A 16,234-nucleotide genomic window follows, 5' to 3' on the forward strand; every position below is an offset into this window, starting at 1 on the left:
GACGAAAAAATAATTATTTTTTTGGACTAATGTATACTACATAGCTAATTTAAAGCATTGATTTTTAAACAACTTCATCAGCTTAAGCTTCAGGTAATTTTGATGTTTTGTGTACAAGTATCAATTAGTATTTTTGCCACTGCACCATTATCATTGTAAAATTTAATCGTCCCATTTATTTGCTCAATCAATGATTTGACTATTTCAATACCAAAAGAATTTGATTCCTCGGTAGCATCTAAAACGGCTTGACTATAGCCAATACCATTATCTTTGTACAGGATCATTAACACATTATTGATGTGTTCAATGGTGATACTTATTGTTTTCTTTTCTGTATTAATAAAAGCATGTTTTAAAGAATTATTTACCAATTCCGTTAAAACTAACCCTATAGGAATAAGAAAATCAATGCCCTTGTCGAAGACGATTGCTGTTATTTGCAATTCAATATCTTGACTAATAATTAAAGGTTTTATTATTTGTGACAAATAAGTTTTAATTGAAATTTGCTCAAATCTATCCGACTTATAAATAGCTTCATAAGCATGGGCTATGGAGTTAATAGAATCTTCCATCTCTTGGATATCCACCTTGTCATTCTTGTCTTTTAGCCTAGCAAGACTCAATATTAATTGCAGGTTATTTTTTACGCGGTGATGCACCTCTTTTAAAAGTAAATCTCGCTCGTTTAGTGCCTTTTTGAGTTTAATTTCAAGTTCTTTATCCTCCGTAATATCAATATGACAACCAATTGCCCGAACGGGCTCGCCTTTGTCCGACCATTCAACGACCTTACCATTACAGCGTACCCATATTGTTTGTCCGTTTTTATGATGATACCTCAAAATTGAAATAAATGGAATTTTTCCTTTGGATTGCACATGCGCATCAAAGGCTTTGAACATTACAGGTAAATCATCTTTAAAGACAATTTTTTGCCAAGCTTCAGGACTACTTTCCATTTCATGGTCTTCGTACCCAAACATTTCTTTAAACCGCGGACTTAAATACTCCTCATTCGTTAACATATTCCAATCCCAAAAACCAGCTAAAGAACTCTCTAAGGCAGTTTCTGCAATTAAATATAAATCTTCTGATTTCGAATAATTTTTCATTATTTTTAATAATAGGCGCACAAATCACTTGTGATTTTCACGGAGTCGATACATTTAACGTGGAGTCATTCAAATATAAGCAAATGATAACTAACTTAATCGTTTTAAAAAAAATATTTGTAATAAAACACCAAGAATTAGAATATCCTAAAGTCAAGTAATGGTTAAAAAAATTCCGTCCTGGTATTTAAATTCTATTGGGCAGGTTGACTGAACATTAAAAGAATCCATTTTTATCTCGTTTTTTATCTAGAAAACTTTTAAATGCAGCTCCAAATCTTTTTTTTATTCTATTTTTTTTAAAGTTTTATGACCAGAATAATCTCCAAATAAACATTCAACTTTTTTAGCCCCTGAACTATCCGTAATAAACTCCCAAATAACTGGAATATTTGATTTATCCATAAACATAAAAGTTTTATTTTTAATAAGGTATTGATCCGATTTAGTAGCATCATCATTATTCATCATAGAGAATAACTTATTCCCTTCTATAAAGAAATCCATCTTATCTGATGTTTCTGAGTCAGAAACTTGATAGCTTCCTTGATATTCTTCTAATGGACTACCAACCCCAATCAAACCTAATAAATTTAAGGTGTCCAAATTCCGAGTAAGTGGCTTTTCGATAATAGCATTTATTTTCATATAGGTATCAATTGCTTTTATTCTAAAACGTTGGGTATTTACAAAAACGACAATCCTACCATTCATAAATTTTATGACATATCTTTTATAGCTATCGTCATTTACATAATAATTCACTTCTTCATCAGAAGCTTCAAAATTTTTAATGCGGTCTAAATCCCAATTTTGTTCACTGATAAAATTAATTTGATTAAAAACAATTTCCCTTACCCTACTGTTAGCCATTTGAATTCGCGCATTCATATCTATGTATAATATTTTTAAATCAGGTAAGACAATGCTGTGCGCCATTGGCAATTTATCTATTTGACGGGTGAGATTTTCATAACCATAATTATTTATGACAAAAGAAACTGGATTAAACCCAACATATTCAAATTCATTGTTTAAATAACTTGACCTACTTCTTGGGTTTTTGAAGTCCAAAATTTCCAAATGGTTGTTGTAAGATTTTAAAAAATCTTCTAATTCTACTTGGGAATTGTAAATATCTTCGAGTAAGTTGTTTTGAATCTGTTTAAGAACTGAAGTTGATATTTGTTCATTTTTCCTTAATTCATTTCGATTGTTGATGTTGAGTGCGATTAGGATACCGAAAACAACCAACACAATTTCACCTAAAGCATACAATAAATACTTCCCAAATCTATTCTCCTTGAGTAAGATCTGTCTTGTTTTTTTGAACAATTTTATCATGTTTTTGTATTAAGAATTAGTTAAATCATTTAATAATAGTAAACTATTTCAATATAAATCCTAACCCATGGGTAAAATTTCTGTTGCCGTAAGGAACAAAACAGCAAAGAAAATGGTTTGTAGTTAGCAATGGTTTTTTATCTATTCTATAATAAATTCTCCTTTTTCTTGTGCTGCTTCTACCCCCCAATTAATTATCGTTTTAAGTAAGGGTACTAATGTTTCGCCAAACGGCGTTAAACAATACTCGACTCTCAAAGGAGGCTTTTTTGTATAGGCTTTTCTTTTTATCAAGCCATCACTTTCTAATTGCTTTAACTGAATACTTAAGGTACGTTCCGAAATCATGGGTGTTTCTTTTCTCAATTCATTGTATCGTTTTTTTTCGCCCATCAAATGTGAAAGGATGACACTTTTCCATTTTCCACCTATTAGTTCCATGGCCGCACTCGTAGGACAAGTAAAAATTTTGTTATTTAGTTTTATGAGTGGTTTCTTTTCAAAAATTTCTTCTTTAGTCATTTTATTATTTTTAATAGATTACAAAGGTAGTGACTAAACTTTAATATGCTACTAACTTTTTTTTAGTTTAATTTATATTTTTATTACTCTTATATTCAATAAGTTGAAATTTATTTTTATACTATCGTTTACCTCCGTTATTGCACAGTTATAATTCTTTAGATACTTTTGAACTATCAAAACGATAGTAAGTAAATAATTTGAAATATAAAAAATATGAAAGCAATAGTATTAGAACAATCAGGAGGAAGTGAAAACCTTAAAATACAAGAAATAAATAAACCTGTAGCTAAGGCAAATGAAGTTTTGGTCGCTGTAAAGGCAATAGGCATTAATCCGGTAGATTATAAAATGCGCAGCGCAGATGCGGGATTAATGAGCATGTATGGCGTTACAAAGAATGTGATTTTAGGTTGGGATATAGCTGGTGTGGTTGTGGAAGTAGGAAGTGAAGTCACAAAATTTGCAAAAGGCGATAAGGTTTTTGGGATGGTTAATTTCCCTGGAAACGGAAGTGCATATGCTGAATTTGTAGCTGCTCCAGCAAGTCAATTGGCAAAAATGCCTGATTCTGTTTCGTATGAAGAAGCAGCTGTTACCACTTTGGCAGCACTTACCGCTTTACAAGTATTGAAAACAAGAATTAAATCAGGAGATAGCGTGTTGATTCACGCAGGATCTGGAGGTGTTGGTCATTTTGCGATTCAAATAGCAAAATCTATGGGTGCTTATGTAATCACCACTTCTTCGGCAAAAAATAAAGCGTTTGTTTTGGGATTGGGTGCGGACGAGCACATTGATTACCGTAGCCAAAAATTTGAAGAGATACTATTGGATATTGATTTTGTATTAGATGGAATGGGTGGAGAAATTTTGATGAACTCGGTAAAAGTATTGAAAGCAGGAGGAGAAGTTTTGTCTTTGCCATCACCACCACCAGTACTTGCAGAAGCGCAATTATTAGCAGATCCTAAAAATGCAAAGGTGACTAGTTTATTAGTTGCTTCTAATGGAGAAGATATGGAAACACTGAGTGAATTTTTACAGAATGGAACGGTAAAACCTCACGTGTCTAAAGTATTTGGATTTGATGAAATGCCACAGGCTCACGATTATATTGCAAGTGGAAGAACGGTAGGAAAAATTGCAGTTAAATTAGAAGATTAAGTAATAGAATTAAAAGATTTAAAATGAAGAATTTAATAGTGAAATTTACCACTAAGCCCGAAGGAAGAGAAGTTTTTATGGAAGCATTATTGGAGAACAGAAAAGGAGCTCAAAATGAAGATGGTTTTGTAGGAATGAACTTATTTGAGGATACCAAAAATCCAAATATAATTTTTGCTTATGACAGCTGGAAAGACGATACAGCTTTAGAGCATCACAAACAATCTGTGCACGCCCTAAATATGTTGAAGGTGGCGGAAACGACTTTGGCTTGTCCTCCAGATGTATTGCTACTGAATGATACAAAGCCAGCTCCAGTTCCTGCAAAAACTCCCAATGCAGCGGATGAATTGTTTATTATTTTCTTCATTTTTAAAATAAAGGAAGGCTATAAACAAAGGTTAATAGATCGTTTTGAAATTCACATTGAAAATACGCGTAAAGAAAAAGGAAATTTATTGTTTGATTTATATACAGTAGATGGTCAGGACGATACTTTGGTGGTATACGAACATTGGAGAACAGAAGCAGATGTGTGGGACATACATATGAAACAACCCTATGCAGAGATTACTGGAGAGCTAATGAACGAAGGTGTGGTTGGTGATTTAGCACCTTATATGAGTTTTGTAAAAGAGATTTAAAACGAACAATTATGAAAACAATTAAATCAATCAAAATTGTATTCGTTTTTGCAATTTTACTTTTAAGTAGTTGTAAAGAAAGGACTCAAGAAAAGGAGTCAATAATTTCAGCTGATATTACAGAAGAAGAACATAATGATAAAAATAAGAACCAAAATAACACAAAAATGATTCAAGTAATAGGACAGTTTGAAGCTAAGCCAGAATATAGAGAAGAAGTAAAAAATGCGCTTATGAAAGTTGTAAAAGGCTCATTGAATGAACCAGGATGTATTGGAAATCGTTTATTTGAGGATAAACATAATCCCAATATGTTCTTTGGGTATGAGCAGTTTTCAGATGAAGAGGCAGTTGCTTTCCACCGAAACCAATCCTATGAGTTAGATCTAATTAAAATAGCGGAATATGCGCTTGTCACTCCACCAAAAGCTTATGTCAAAGAAAAATCAATTAACGGGCTTGTCTACAGAGAATCTAAAAGTGAAGCAAATTCCAAAGAACTAATTGTAATAGGGCTATTTGAAATGGAGCAAGAGCAAAGAGATAAAGTAGTTGCACAATACGAAAAACAGGTCCCTAACGTACGAAAGGAATTGGGATGTATATCCTTTAACGCTTATACAGTATTAGGGCAACCTACTCAATTTGCCGTAGTTGAAGAATGGAAAACAGAAGAAATAGCACGAAAATTTTCAACAATCGACAAGCTTTCTATTGAAACAGGGAAAGTTCTGGCCGAATCTTTAAGTCTTCCAATACCTGATTATCTACACGAGTTAAAAGAGGTGTTTATTAGTAAAAAAATGGCCCCAGCTGGGTAAATTAGTAAAATTGATTAAAAAATCATCTCTTTAATAATTCTGTTAAACAAATTAAATGTAAAAATGAAAAACTCAATCTTAGCCTTATTAAGTGTCGTTCTATTAGCGAGTTGCGCTACAAATAAAAATGAAACAGTGACACAATTAGTGAAATTCACAGTAAAAATGGACCATGTACAGGAGTTTAAAAAAGCAACTGTAAATAGTCTAAACCTTTCTTTGGAAGAAGAAGGTAATATTGCCATGAAGCTGTATACAGACGACAATAATCCTGCAATTATTTATGTCTATTCTCAATGGGAAAATAAAGAAGCTTACAAAATTCATGGAGACAAACCACACACTAAAGAATTGAGTAAAGTTGTGAAAAAGTCATTGGCAACTAAGCCTGAAATTATGGTTTTAGGAAATACCAAACCATTTCCTGTAGCTTCAAAAGAGTTAGCTTCAGAAGACAAAGAAGAAACCTTATTCTTTATTTTTAAAGTAAAAGATGGGTACCAAGATCGAGTAATAAAACAATTCGAAAAACACATTAAGAACACCCGTAAAGAAAAAGGCAATTTGTTTTTTAATTTGTATACCGTAGAAGGTGATAGTACAACTTTTGTGGTGTATGAAAACTGGAGAAATGCGGCTGCCATTTGGGATATTCACATGAACCAGCCTTATGCTAAAGAAACAGGCGCTTTGTTGAATGAAGCAATTGTAGGTGAAATGAATGATGGAATGAATTTCGTTTCGGAATTGAATGAGGAAGTATTAAATAGGACCTATACGGCAGAAAAACAATGGGAATTGGAAGGATTATCAATGCCAGAATCAATTTTTGCATCTCCTAATCACGATTGGTTATATGTATCTAATGTAAACCCAAAAGGAAACGGAGGTTATATAAGCAAAGTAAGTAAAGACGGAAAAGTAGTGGACGAAAAATGGATTGATGGACTTACCGGACCTACAGGATCGGACATGTATGAAGGGAAGTTGTATGTAGCGGATCAAAAACACGTAAGAATTATTGATATTGAAAAAGGAGAAGTAATCCAGAGTTATAAATCTGAAACTGCAGTTTCATTAAATGACGTAAGTATAGCTAAAGATGGGCAGGTTTTTATTTCTGATGTACCTGGAGGAAATATTTACATGATAAACAATGACAAATTGGAAGTGTGGTTAACTGCTCCTGAAATTCATCATCCAAATGGTGTTTTAGTTCAAGGAGAAGATTTAATTGTAGTGGATTATGGATCGGAAATGGATGCTAAATCTCCCACGTATATTCCAGGATCTGTTTACAGAATAAATAAGGCTAGTAAATTAGTAACCGAAATAACTACAGGACATCAGCTAGGTACTTTAGACGGATTAGTAGCTTACGAAAAAGGGTTTTTGGTGAGTGATCCAATGGCAAAAGAAGTGTATTACATTTCGGATTTTGAACGTACTTTATTGGCCTCATTTCCTTTTGGACCAGCTGATATAAATATAGAGAACGACAATTTGTACTTGCCTTATATTTTTGGGAATAAAATAGCTTCGTATAAAATAATAACAAAATAAAATAATAACAATGAAAAGAATAATAACACTAGCAGCCATTTTGGTAATGGCGCTACAAGGAGAATTGAAAGCACAAGAGGGACCAAGTATGAGACAGTTTCCTAAAGATTCTAAAACGGTTCAGCTTACCAAAGGAACTATAAGAGTTTTTGATTATGGAACTACCAAAGTGCATGCTTATGAAACAAAAGGACATTTTAATACCCATGCGTTTTTTGTAGAGAAAAATGGGAAAGGAGTATTAATAGAGACACCACCCATGAAAGATAATTATGAGGAATTCATCAATTATATAGCAAGTCTTGGTCATCAAGAAATTGATGCCATGGTTTCTTATCATCTGATAGGAGAGCATTTTTTTGATTCGGACAAACTAAAATTCAATAAAATTTACTCCAATGATAAATCCATAGCATATATGAATACTGCTGGTGGAGAATCTCTAGAAGGATTGAAAAAAGCGGCAGGAAAAGAATTTGACGACACCAAAATAACACCAAATGCAAACCTAGAAGATGGACCGGTTACCATTGCTGGAATGAAATTCATCATCAAGTCTACAGGAATAGGTTTTGATGTAGAAATGCCAGAAATTAATGCCGTTCATTTGCACATGTTAGGTCATGACAACCATACCTTGGTTTTTGATGCGGCATTTATTGATACGGTTATAGGTGAGTTGACCTACTATAGAGACAAAGGATACAAGACTTATTTCTCATCACATAGTGCTCCAGAAACCATTGGTGATGTCACTTTAAAAATTCGTTATTTAGACGACTTGAAAAAAGTATTGGCAGTATCAAAAGACAAAGAAGCGTTTTTATCTAAGATGAATGAAATGTATCCAAATTTTGGATGGGATTTTTATTTACAAGGCAGTGCTAATTTATTATTCCCTGCGATTATAAAGGAATAAAATTCGTGTCTATATAATAGTATCGCTAAATATTGTGTGAAGTCTCGTTATTGCTAAGTACTTAGCAACAACGAGATTTACGCTTTTTTATAAACTTTTAATAGACCGCTACTTAATAGTAAGTAGCGGTCTAAAATTAATTATTTAGGTCATAAGAAATATTAAAACCTAAATAGTTCATTTTTTGCTTTAATTTTCCTTTACTTGGTGTGTTCAAATTTGCTAGATTATACCAGCCTTCTAGGATTGTAAAAGGAGAATAATTTAACACTATTCCGTACGAAATAGAATTTTTAGTAAACTTATATCTCGACTTTAGCTCTAATCGCAGACTCGCTAAAAACTCATTACTTACTGAATCAACAAGAAAAGCTTTAAATAATTCAACATTAGAATTATTATCGTCAATCTCATAAATTGAAGTAAATCCAAATTCTCGGGTTTCATTCCACATTTTAAAAAAACTAACACCATAGTTAAAGTCTAAAGTTCTCTTATTTTCAAAGATACTAAACTGTTTTACAGCCATTATGCCAATACTTGAATATACTTGAATGTATACATTATTAGATGCATACAAATTTACATAATCTTCTTTGTATGGCCCAGTATTAAAAATTGAATTAGCAGGTGTTTTTATGTCATGTCCAATGTTTATTGGGAAAATACCAGTATTAAAGTTAAATTGAATCCCATTAGTTTTTCGAAACAGATTTGTATATGTAACTCCAAATTCCCCAGTTGGCAGCCTTTTTGATAAAACCTCAAAACCAATCTTATCATAAATTTGCAATTTATTAAAATAGATACCTGTAAGACTTACAGATAAAAACTGATTTTGGCTTGATTCTGTTTGGCTATAGCCTGCTACAGAACACAAAAAAACAAAGAAAAGAAAAACTGTGTTTTGCATATTAGAAAGTTAAAGTACTGGTATAATGGCTTAAAAACCAGATGAGAAAGTTACAATAATGAACATAATTAAAGTACTACCGAAATTAGTTAAAAAGGTTAACTTAATTGTTTTACTCATTACTAGAATTGTTTATAACGTTTGAGCATGTTTGCGTTGCTGTAAGGTACGAAACAGCTATGAAATTGCTTGTTGTTAGCGTGTCGTTTTTAACACAGCCAGTATTTTTTATTTTTAAAGTCTATTATTGTGGGGCCTCCACTGCAACCTCCAATTTCTTTAATTTTTCTATCGCTCAGACTGTTGCCAATAATCCATACTCCTGAATCATGCATCATAATTTCGCCTTCGTCTATAACTTCTCCCTTTTCAGTCAGGGTCAATTGACCATCACCTTCATAAACGACTTTAATTGATTCGCCTTTAATAATCACTGTAACCTTCTCGCCCATAGACTTCCCTTCCCATTCCGCAAATGCAATGTCAAACCTGTATTTCCCGTCTGGTAACATTTCTGTACTGTCCATATTCATAGCGGTCACTTTTTTCCAGATTATTAATGAGTCAGTTACAGGTTCATAATTGTAAATTACTTTTGTTAAACTGTCAATGTAAATCATTTGGTCAGACACAAATCTGTCGTCAAAGTTATGTCCAATATTTACTATGGCAAAGGTTCTTCCATTACGGTAGTCAACTCGCTTCATGTATGTTATTGGATATCCTTCAATATTGATTAAATTATTCTCGCTTTCATCCAAATACTGGCCAATATAATCATCAGCCCAATCAGCAACTTCTGGAATAACATTATCATTTTTATTAATCTTTATAGATATTTCACCCTCTTGTTTTGTGACCTGTTGTTGACATGAAACAAAAGCAAAATATATTGATACTATTAGCAAATATTTCATGTACTATATTTTCAATATTTTTATTTCTACTCTCCTATTAACAGCATGTAGTTCCTCTCTTTGTTCTTTAGAAATTTCTAAAATTTTCTTCTCAGAAATTAGTGGGTCTGATTCTCCATAGCCTACAATTTTCATTCTTTCTGAAGGGATATTAAATTGATATTCTAGTACACTTTTTACAGCCATAGCTCTGCGTTCTGATAACTTCATGTTTGATTCGGCATTTCCTCTAAAATCAGTATGAGCGCCTATTTCTACTACAATTGTTGGGTTAGCTATCAAAAAGTCTGCAATAACTTTTACGGAATCGATATGATCGTGCATAACACGAGGGCCTCCTGACAACGTGAAATAAATTTTTGGCGCTAAAATTATGTCATTTACTTCAAATTCTTGTGATTCAAAAGTTTTAAACGAATTTGTAGAGTCCTGACCAAAAGTGACAGTACAAATAAGTAAAATAAATATTGCTATTATTCTTTTCAAATTGTCGGTTGATGCACGCTAACGCTCGGCTATATTTCTGTTTGCATTACCATGCACAAAGTAACTTGATAACCGCCAAGGCATTGTTTAGGCTAAATTAATTATTTTAGACTATCTAAACCATGTTTTGGCGCTATTTTATTAATTACCACTGCTTTTAATTGGTAAATGCAAATTGAATATAGGTATCCTAAGCTCTTTTAGTTTCAAAACTTATTTTGAATTTAAGGAATACCCCAATTTAAAATTAACATTTAGTGAAGTCAATGGTGTTCCTTTGTCCCAACTTGTCGTATTATCAAATATTTCGAAAACATTGTACCAGCGAAAAAAGTACAAACTTTGCTTACCCTCCAAGCTTAATGAAAAATTGGATGGTAATTTAATGGTGATCTTTGATCCAATTGATGCCCCGAAATCTAACATGAAACGTTTTTGAAACAGCAGTTCTGCACCAAAGGTACCCGTCCACCAATTTTCGTAGCCGGTTCTAAAATTGCCTTCTCCGAACCAATTAATAGAAATTTTCTTTTTTTCTAATAGCAGTTTATCTCTACCAAAAGATAGAGAAATAATTTGTCTTCTGTTTATAATTCCGGGAGAGTCTAAAGATTTTCTTGACCAATAATTTCCGATATGCTGATACAAGTCAGCTGAAATATGGAATCCCTTTTCTTTTTCGAAATTGAAAGATGAGTATGTGATGCCAACATTAGGTTGTTTTAATGGAACTAAGTGAAACTTAAAACTTTCATAAAAGTAGTAGTTCGGGTAGTATAACTCTAAAGACTTAGTGCCCTTCTCTTGCGAGAAAGACACTAAGCTTATTATTGTAAATACAAGAATTAATAAACTTTTCATTAATTTTTTATTACTTTTTGTATACTTGAATTGTTACCTCTTTCTTTAATTAAGTAAATCCCATTGCTTAATTCTGAAAGGTTAATTGATTCAATTTTGGAATTAAAATTATAAGTTCTTAAAAGTTGACCCGTAAGATTGTATATTTCAATTGTTCTGTGATCTGAGGATGTAAACTCTATTTGAACAATATTTTGAGTTGGGTTTGGGAATATATTAAACTCATTTTTTGCTTCTTTAATACCAGCTCCTTCACAAGTTGATCCACTTCCTAAACCTACTGCGTACCATGCTTCTTCAGTTGCGATAGCTTGGGCAGAACATACACCGAATAATTCCTCTGCTGCCTCTATTGATCCTTCCATAGCATCTTCAAATTTCGATTTTCTTTGCATATTATTAACAAAATTATAATAAGTAATTTCCGCTGCGTCTGCATAACCTATACCACTTACTGAATAGGCGTCACCTAGATCGTTTGTGTCTGAACCGCCCTGTGATAATAGATAGAACCAAAAATTTTGAACCCCACTATTAACATGTACTCCTCCATTATCTAAACTCGTTGGAATGTTAACATCAAACCAAAAGGTACCGTTATATGTGTCAGGTTGACCAGGCTGTTCATTGTAAGTATTGGTAGTAGTATTAATGTCATAATGAATGCCATGAGTACTTGGATTTTGTAAATTTCTTTTTTCCCTATTTTGAAAATTACTTGCTCCAATAACCCAATTGTTTGAGTTTGTAACATACCTTCTTGTTAGGAAGCCAAATATATCTGCAAAAGATTCATCCAATGCCCCAGATTCTTTTTCGTATTTTAATTTGCCCTCTCTTTGGTCAATACCGTGCGTATATTCATGGGCTAAAATAGAAAGCTCACCTGTATACATTGTTTCTGCAGCGTCAAAATATCCTGCATATATTCTATCAATTCCTCCAGAATAATCAAACCATGCACCATTTTTTTCACCATTTTGAGTAGTTGGAGTCACCCATTCTTTATCGGCAAGAACTTTTACTTCATTGCCGAAGTTTTGATCTGGAATGCCAATTCTACTGTGAATAGTTTCAAAATAGTCCCAAGTTTGTGTTACGCACCAATGTGCAGTGGTCGATTCTTGGTGATTATTTCCCCAAGAAGTAGTAGCATTTGAAACTTCTGCTGTAGTATTGAAATTTCCTCCACTATAATTTTTTGTATGTACATTGGTTGTTCCATCATTTGATTTTAATATGTGATGATTTTGAAACCACCCAATATATCTAGTATCTATTGTTTGTGACCCGTGTCCAGTAATATTGGCTGATCCATTAGAACAAAGTAATTGCTCTTCGTTAAAGATTGTGCCAGTGTGTGCATCAACATATAAGATCTTATGAAAGTAAGGTGCTAATGAAAGTATATCAAATTTCCATGCTAATCTATAATCTAACGGGTTCATATTGTATTGTACAGTATGATTTTGATTTAAAGCAAACACTAACTCCCCTGTTGGGTAGTACGTAGCATTAGGGTCGTTTAAATCAGCTTGAAGTTCACTTTCATAGGCAGGGTTATCCCATGCAAAATTGGCTTCGTTATATTCAGTAAGGATTGTTTGCATTGCTTTTTCTTGAGAAATATTACCATCTTTGTAAATGGTTGATATTGTGAGGACACAACTTACCATTAGCGTATACAACAAAGCCATTTCTACAATGTTCAGTAAATTCAGCCCCTTCCACTGGAATTCCATTATAGGTTTGTTGGTAACGAGCATGTTGAAATTGAATCTGGTTATCCGTCCATTGTTTAGTTAAAAGAAAATCATCCCCAGTGTCTGGTAAAAAAACAGGTTTATAAGTTGTAAATATTTGACTGACTGGTACTGTGTTATTATTAAACCAGAACCAACCTGACGTCTTAAATTCAGATACTGTCGCTTGAAATAAAGAATCTAATACACTTGATTGTCCAATAGAAATGTTTGTCGTACCCATGAGTACGATACAAACAATTAATTTTAATAATTTTTTCATAATATTAATGTTTAAAATGTTAAGATACGTCTTTTTACATGAGAGTGGTAAGCTATTTTTTACTCCCGTTACAAACTTTAGTTCAGTTTTAAAGGTAATCATTTGTTTTTTTAACCAAAAAGTGGTTATCCGTTTTTCCTTATCAAATCTGCTTGCATTGCTTATAACGGTTTGAACAAACCCCGTTTTTAATGGGGTTTGTTTTTTGTTATAAGCTTCTTTTAACATGTTATTTGCTAAATTAGTTTATTTCACAACAAATGTGTAGGACACTTCATCTTCTTTATGGCCTAAAGGCGAGTCACTAACATTATTAAGAAGAATTTCACTGTTATTATCAAAAGTCCCGTCTTCTTTTGCATTAACTGAAAAATACAAACCTTCTAAATATTCAGTACATTTATCATTTTTTATATCAATTTTACTAATTGAGTTGTGTGAACTTGTATTATTAAATTCAGTTAATATATTATATATTCCAACCTCTTTCGGAATAAATCTAATGTTACATTTATAGTTATTATCAAGTTTTGTAAGTGAGCTATAAAAAATTCCATCTTGAATAGTTATAATTTTATTATTTGAATTTAAAATAGTAAAAGCATATTCAGCGTTTATTTGATCTCTAAATGACAAGCTTTCATCTGAAAGTTTCTTGATTCCAATCAATCCTTTTTCAAGCCAAAATTCAATTTGTTTATCTGTATCATAAAACTCATTTGAATGAGTATCTTTCAATAATTCCGTGATTTCAAATTGATATATTAATGTATCTCCAATTGTTAATGTATCATTTTTCGAGGTAATTTTTACAGGTATTTCAAAGTTATAAGTGTTATAGCATTTGGGCTTACAGCCGAGTGCAATAAACAATAAAATTAATGAAATAAAAAAAATTGGATATTCTTTCATATTACTAATATTAAAACCCATGTGAAGCAGCATAATCTGACATTTGTGACCACTGTAAGTTGTTATTCTCAGATAAAATTTTTGTGTAAAATTGGTATATGCTTTGAACATCTTGATCCATTGCGTTATATAAATGTGTAATTGTATAGGCGTTAACATTATCTATATATGGAGTGAAATTGTTATCTTCACCGTTATCTATCAAATCATACATGAACCCTTCTCTAAACCAATTGTTAGTTGTAGGGGTTTGTCTTTCGAGATAGTAAGTGTAACTATTATTATTCGAAGTGAAATTCGGAAAATCTCTATCAGAATAGATATCTCCAATCGTTTCAGCCCATGTCTCTGAAACTTCAATACGACCAGAACCTATGCTAGAACTTTGTCCATAACCTAGGTGAACAATTACATATCCTACATATGTTGCCCAGTAACCATTACCTACCTTAGCATAATGAATAGAGTGTGCAAATTCATGAAACAAAGTATTAGATACTCTATCACTAGCTAAAGCTGTAAATGATCTATTATAGTCATAAGTAATATCTGGAAGGTATTGTTGGACTATTTGTTTGATTGCCGCAGCTAACGGGTGTCCAGTAACTACTAGAAACGCAGAATAGAAATTACTAAACAATGAAGTGTTAGCCATTTTTTTTAGCATAGGAGCAGCAGCATCTGATGTGATTTTTGTTGTAAGCCAAAGATTCAAATTGTTGAGAGGTGCACCAATACCATCATTGGAGCAGTGTTCACGAAAAGAAGCCATTGAGTTAATTGTTTGAGCAGCCATCCAATGAGCTTTTTGCTCTGTTTCAACACCTGTAGTATTTTGAAAAGTAAAATCAATATTTTCTAAGTCTTGTCCATCAAACTCTCCAATATTTTTCCGTACTGTATTAAACATATTTTGAACATTCCAACCTCTAATACTCCTGATATTAACTTTATCATTTTCAAAAATAACGATAATGTCAGTGTTTTTTCTAAACCTTAAATTAATGTAGAATTCGCCATTGTTGTCAGTATAATCGCTATCCATATAAAACCAACGGCGTGCCCTAACTTTAACGTTTTTAACAGGTACAACAGTTGTAAGACCACCATTATGATTTACATAATTTTGCACTTTTATTTTTCCTTGGGGATTGTACTTTGGTGCAAGGCCTTCAAGAATCTCATCAGGTAGAAGATTACTTGTTAATTCAAGAGATTTGTATTCTAAGTTTTCAAAATTTACACCTTCATTCAAACTAGATTGACTCCCAGTAATGGCATTGTAAGGCAAAAATAACTGATCTAAGATTAGATAATTTATGCTAGAAGGAAACTGAAAATTTGGTTTTACAACAGCGTAAAAATATGTGTATTCGTTTTCGGGTAGAGAAGGGTCATGGTAATAATCGCCATATGAAGTAATTTCATAATCAAAAGGAGTGTCCCACAAATCAACCCCTAAGTCTTCTAGTTGCTTAATTTCTTCAATTGAACTTGGCTTAATCCTGACGTATAAATCAGTTGTTTGTAGTGCATAAGTTGTAGATTGAGATAACAAATTAAAGGCTGCTTGCATATTTAATAGTGAATATGGGTTTTGGAGTTGATTTCCTAAAGCAGTCATTGATTCAGCTACAACTGGTACTACACTTGTGGACTTAGAACTAACTATTGCAGCATCCTGCTTATTAATGTTTGAAGACTCAATTATTTCTTTTTTACATGAAATAAATCCAATTCCTAATGTGGCAAGGAATAATGTTCCATAAATTAACTTTTTCATTTTTTCAAGTTTAAAATGTTCAGTTACGTCTTTTTACATAAGAGTGGTAATCTTTTTTTACTCTCGTTACAAACTTTTGTTCAGTTTTAAAGATAATTATTTGTTTTTTAAACCAAAGGAGGTTGTCCGTTTTTCCTTATTAAACCTGCTCGCATTGCTTATAACGTTTGAGCATGTTTTCGTTGCTGTAAGGTACGAAACAGCTATGAAATATGCTTGTTGTTGTAGTGTCGTTTTTT

16 protein-coding genes are annotated in these 16,234 nt (G+C 32.4%); 5 read left to right on the forward strand and 11 right to left on the reverse strand.

Going from position 1 to position 16,234, the window contains the following annotated elements; all coding sequences use genetic code 11:
• Nucleotides 1–89: 89 nt before the first annotated feature.
• The 3 genes from DNU06_RS09110 to DNU06_RS09120 all read right to left on the reverse strand — a co-directional run bounded on the left by DNU06_RS09110 (nucleotide 90) and on the right by DNU06_RS09120 (nucleotide 2,984).
• Nucleotides 90–1,118, reverse strand: coding sequence for a sensor histidine kinase (locus DNU06_RS09110; RefSeq protein ID WP_111062943.1), 1,029 nt, complete (start codon nucleotides 1,116–1,118; stop codon nucleotides 90–92).
• 285 nt (nucleotides 1,119–1,403) lie between these two features.
• The gene (locus DNU06_RS09115) at nucleotides 1,404–2,462 is read right to left on the reverse strand and encodes a DUF6090 family protein (RefSeq protein ID WP_111062944.1); all 1,059 of its coding nucleotides are present in this window, start codon (nucleotides 2,460–2,462) and stop codon (nucleotides 1,404–1,406) included.
• Nucleotides 2,463–2,603: 141 nt separating this feature from the next.
• Nucleotides 2,604–2,984 carry a winged helix-turn-helix transcriptional regulator gene (locus DNU06_RS09120; protein ID WP_111062945.1) on the reverse strand — a complete coding sequence of 127 codons (381 nt, stop codon included), beginning with the start codon at nucleotides 2,982–2,984 and terminating at the stop codon, nucleotides 2,604–2,606.
• 216 nt (nucleotides 2,985–3,200) lie between these two features.
• On the opposite strand from DNU06_RS09120, the gene DNU06_RS09125 reads away from it, so the two are divergent.
• From DNU06_RS09125 to DNU06_RS09145, 5 genes are all read left to right on the forward strand, one after another.
• The gene (locus tag DNU06_RS09125) at nucleotides 3,201–4,151 is read left to right on the forward strand and encodes an NADP-dependent oxidoreductase (protein WP_111062946.1); all 951 of its coding nucleotides are present in this window, start codon (nucleotides 3,201–3,203) and stop codon (nucleotides 4,149–4,151) included.
• 23 nt (nucleotides 4,152–4,174) lie between these two features.
• The gene (locus tag DNU06_RS09130; protein ID WP_111062947.1) at nucleotides 4,175–4,795 is read left to right on the forward strand and encodes a putative quinol monooxygenase; all 621 of its coding nucleotides are present in this window, start codon (nucleotides 4,175–4,177) and stop codon (nucleotides 4,793–4,795) included.
• Between the two features lie 11 nt (nucleotides 4,796–4,806).
• Nucleotides 4,807–5,616, forward strand: a complete 810-nt coding sequence (locus DNU06_RS09135) for a putative quinol monooxygenase (protein ID WP_111062948.1) — start codon at nucleotides 4,807–4,809, stop codon at nucleotides 5,614–5,616.
• Nucleotides 5,617–5,679: 63 nt separating this feature from the next.
• The gene (locus DNU06_RS09140) at nucleotides 5,680–7,179 is read left to right on the forward strand and encodes an antibiotic biosynthesis monooxygenase (protein ID WP_111062949.1); all 1,500 of its coding nucleotides are present in this window, start codon (nucleotides 5,680–5,682) and stop codon (nucleotides 7,177–7,179) included.
• A gap of 10 nt (nucleotides 7,180–7,189) precedes the next feature.
• Nucleotides 7,190–8,098 carry a hypothetical protein gene (locus tag DNU06_RS09145; protein ID WP_111062950.1) on the forward strand — a complete coding sequence of 303 codons (909 nt, stop codon included), beginning with the start codon at nucleotides 7,190–7,192 and terminating at the stop codon, nucleotides 8,096–8,098.
• Between the two features lie 136 nt (nucleotides 8,099–8,234).
• On the opposite strand, the gene DNU06_RS09150 is transcribed toward DNU06_RS09145, so the two are convergent.
• From DNU06_RS09150 to DNU06_RS09185, 8 genes are all read right to left on the reverse strand, one after another.
• Nucleotides 8,235–9,011 (reverse strand): hypothetical protein, encoded by a 777-nt coding sequence (locus DNU06_RS09150; RefSeq protein WP_111062951.1) that lies wholly within the window; start codon nucleotides 9,009–9,011, stop codon nucleotides 8,235–8,237.
• A gap of 209 nt (nucleotides 9,012–9,220) precedes the next feature.
• Nucleotides 9,221–9,928: a hypothetical protein gene (locus DNU06_RS09155; RefSeq protein ID WP_111062952.1), complete on the reverse strand. Its 708-nt coding sequence runs from the start codon at nucleotides 9,926–9,928 to the stop codon at nucleotides 9,221–9,223.
• 3 nt (nucleotides 9,929–9,931) lie between these two features.
• Nucleotides 9,932–10,414, reverse strand: coding sequence for an OmpA family protein (locus DNU06_RS09160; RefSeq protein WP_111062953.1), 483 nt, complete (start codon nucleotides 10,412–10,414; stop codon nucleotides 9,932–9,934).
• Nucleotides 10,415–10,627: 213 nt separating this feature from the next.
• The gene (locus tag DNU06_RS09165) at nucleotides 10,628–11,275 is read right to left on the reverse strand and encodes a hypothetical protein (protein ID WP_146239194.1); all 648 of its coding nucleotides are present in this window, start codon (nucleotides 11,273–11,275) and stop codon (nucleotides 10,628–10,630) included.
• Complete coding sequence (locus DNU06_RS09170; RefSeq protein ID WP_158526861.1) at nucleotides 11,275–12,885, reverse strand: T9SS type A sorting domain-containing protein; 1,611 nt, start codon at nucleotides 12,883–12,885, stop codon at nucleotides 11,275–11,277. The genes DNU06_RS09165 and DNU06_RS09170 overlap by 1 nt, the downstream gene beginning before the upstream one ends.
• A gap of 19 nt (nucleotides 12,886–12,904) precedes the next feature.
• Nucleotides 12,905–13,300 carry a hypothetical protein gene (locus tag DNU06_RS17830; RefSeq protein ID WP_158526862.1) on the reverse strand — a complete coding sequence of 132 codons (396 nt, stop codon included), beginning with the start codon at nucleotides 13,298–13,300 and terminating at the stop codon, nucleotides 12,905–12,907.
• A gap of 246 nt (nucleotides 13,301–13,546) precedes the next feature.
• Nucleotides 13,547–14,212 (reverse strand): hypothetical protein, encoded by a 666-nt coding sequence (locus tag DNU06_RS09180; protein ID WP_146239195.1) that lies wholly within the window; start codon nucleotides 14,210–14,212, stop codon nucleotides 13,547–13,549.
• 10 nt (nucleotides 14,213–14,222) lie between these two features.
• Nucleotides 14,223–15,995 (reverse strand): hypothetical protein, encoded by a 1,773-nt coding sequence (locus tag DNU06_RS09185; protein ID WP_111062958.1) that lies wholly within the window; start codon nucleotides 15,993–15,995, stop codon nucleotides 14,223–14,225.
• Nucleotides 15,996–16,234 lie beyond the last annotated feature (239 nt).

Source organism: Putridiphycobacter roseus (assembly GCF_003234935.1).
GTDB lineage: Bacteria > Bacteroidota > Bacteroidia > Flavobacteriales_D > Crocinitomicaceae > Putridiphycobacter > Putridiphycobacter roseus.

What these genes read in the sequence shown, in the direction of transcription:
- DNU06_RS09180 (WP_146239195.1), bottom strand. Translation starts at nt 14,212, where the DNA reads ATGAAAGAATATCCAATTTTTTTTATTTCATTAATTTTATTGTTTATT.
- DNU06_RS09140 (WP_111062949.1), top strand. Translation starts at nt 5,680, where the DNA reads ATGAAAAACTCAATCTTAGCCTTATTAAGTGTCGTTCTATTAGCGAGT.
- DNU06_RS09110 (WP_111062943.1), bottom strand. Translation starts at nt 1,118, where the DNA reads ATGAAAAATTATTCGAAATCAGAAGATTTATATTTAATTGCAGAAACT.
- DNU06_RS09170 (WP_158526861.1), bottom strand. Translation starts at nt 12,885, where the DNA reads ATGCAAACAATCCTTACTGAATATAACGAAGCCAATTTTGCATGGGAT.
- DNU06_RS09145 (WP_111062950.1), top strand. Translation starts at nt 7,190, where the DNA reads ATGAAAAGAATAATAACACTAGCAGCCATTTTGGTAATGGCGCTACAA.
- DNU06_RS09165 (WP_146239194.1), bottom strand. Translation starts at nt 11,275, where the DNA reads ATGAAAAGTTTATTAATTCTTGTATTTACAATAATAAGCTTAGTGTCT.
- DNU06_RS09120 (WP_111062945.1), bottom strand. Translation starts at nt 2,984, where the DNA reads ATGACTAAAGAAGAAATTTTTGAAAAGAAACCACTCATAAAACTAAAT.
- DNU06_RS09185 (WP_111062958.1), bottom strand. Translation starts at nt 15,995, where the DNA reads ATGAAAAAGTTAATTTATGGAACATTATTCCTTGCCACATTAGGAATT.
- DNU06_RS09150 (WP_111062951.1), bottom strand. Translation starts at nt 9,011, where the DNA reads ATGCAAAACACAGTTTTTCTTTTCTTTGTTTTTTTGTGTTCTGTAGCA.
- DNU06_RS17830 (WP_158526862.1), bottom strand. Translation starts at nt 13,300, where the DNA reads ATGAAAAAATTATTAAAATTAATTGTTTGTATCGTACTCATGGGTACG.
- DNU06_RS09115 (WP_111062944.1), bottom strand. Translation starts at nt 2,462, where the DNA reads ATGATAAAATTGTTCAAAAAAACAAGACAGATCTTACTCAAGGAGAAT.
- DNU06_RS09155 (WP_111062952.1), bottom strand. Translation starts at nt 9,928, where the DNA reads ATGAAATATTTGCTAATAGTATCAATATATTTTGCTTTTGTTTCATGT.
- DNU06_RS09125 (WP_111062946.1), top strand. Translation starts at nt 3,201, where the DNA reads ATGAAAGCAATAGTATTAGAACAATCAGGAGGAAGTGAAAACCTTAAA.
- DNU06_RS09135 (WP_111062948.1), top strand. Translation starts at nt 4,807, where the DNA reads ATGAAAACAATTAAATCAATCAAAATTGTATTCGTTTTTGCAATTTTA.
- DNU06_RS09130 (WP_111062947.1), top strand. Translation starts at nt 4,175, where the DNA reads ATGAAGAATTTAATAGTGAAATTTACCACTAAGCCCGAAGGAAGAGAA.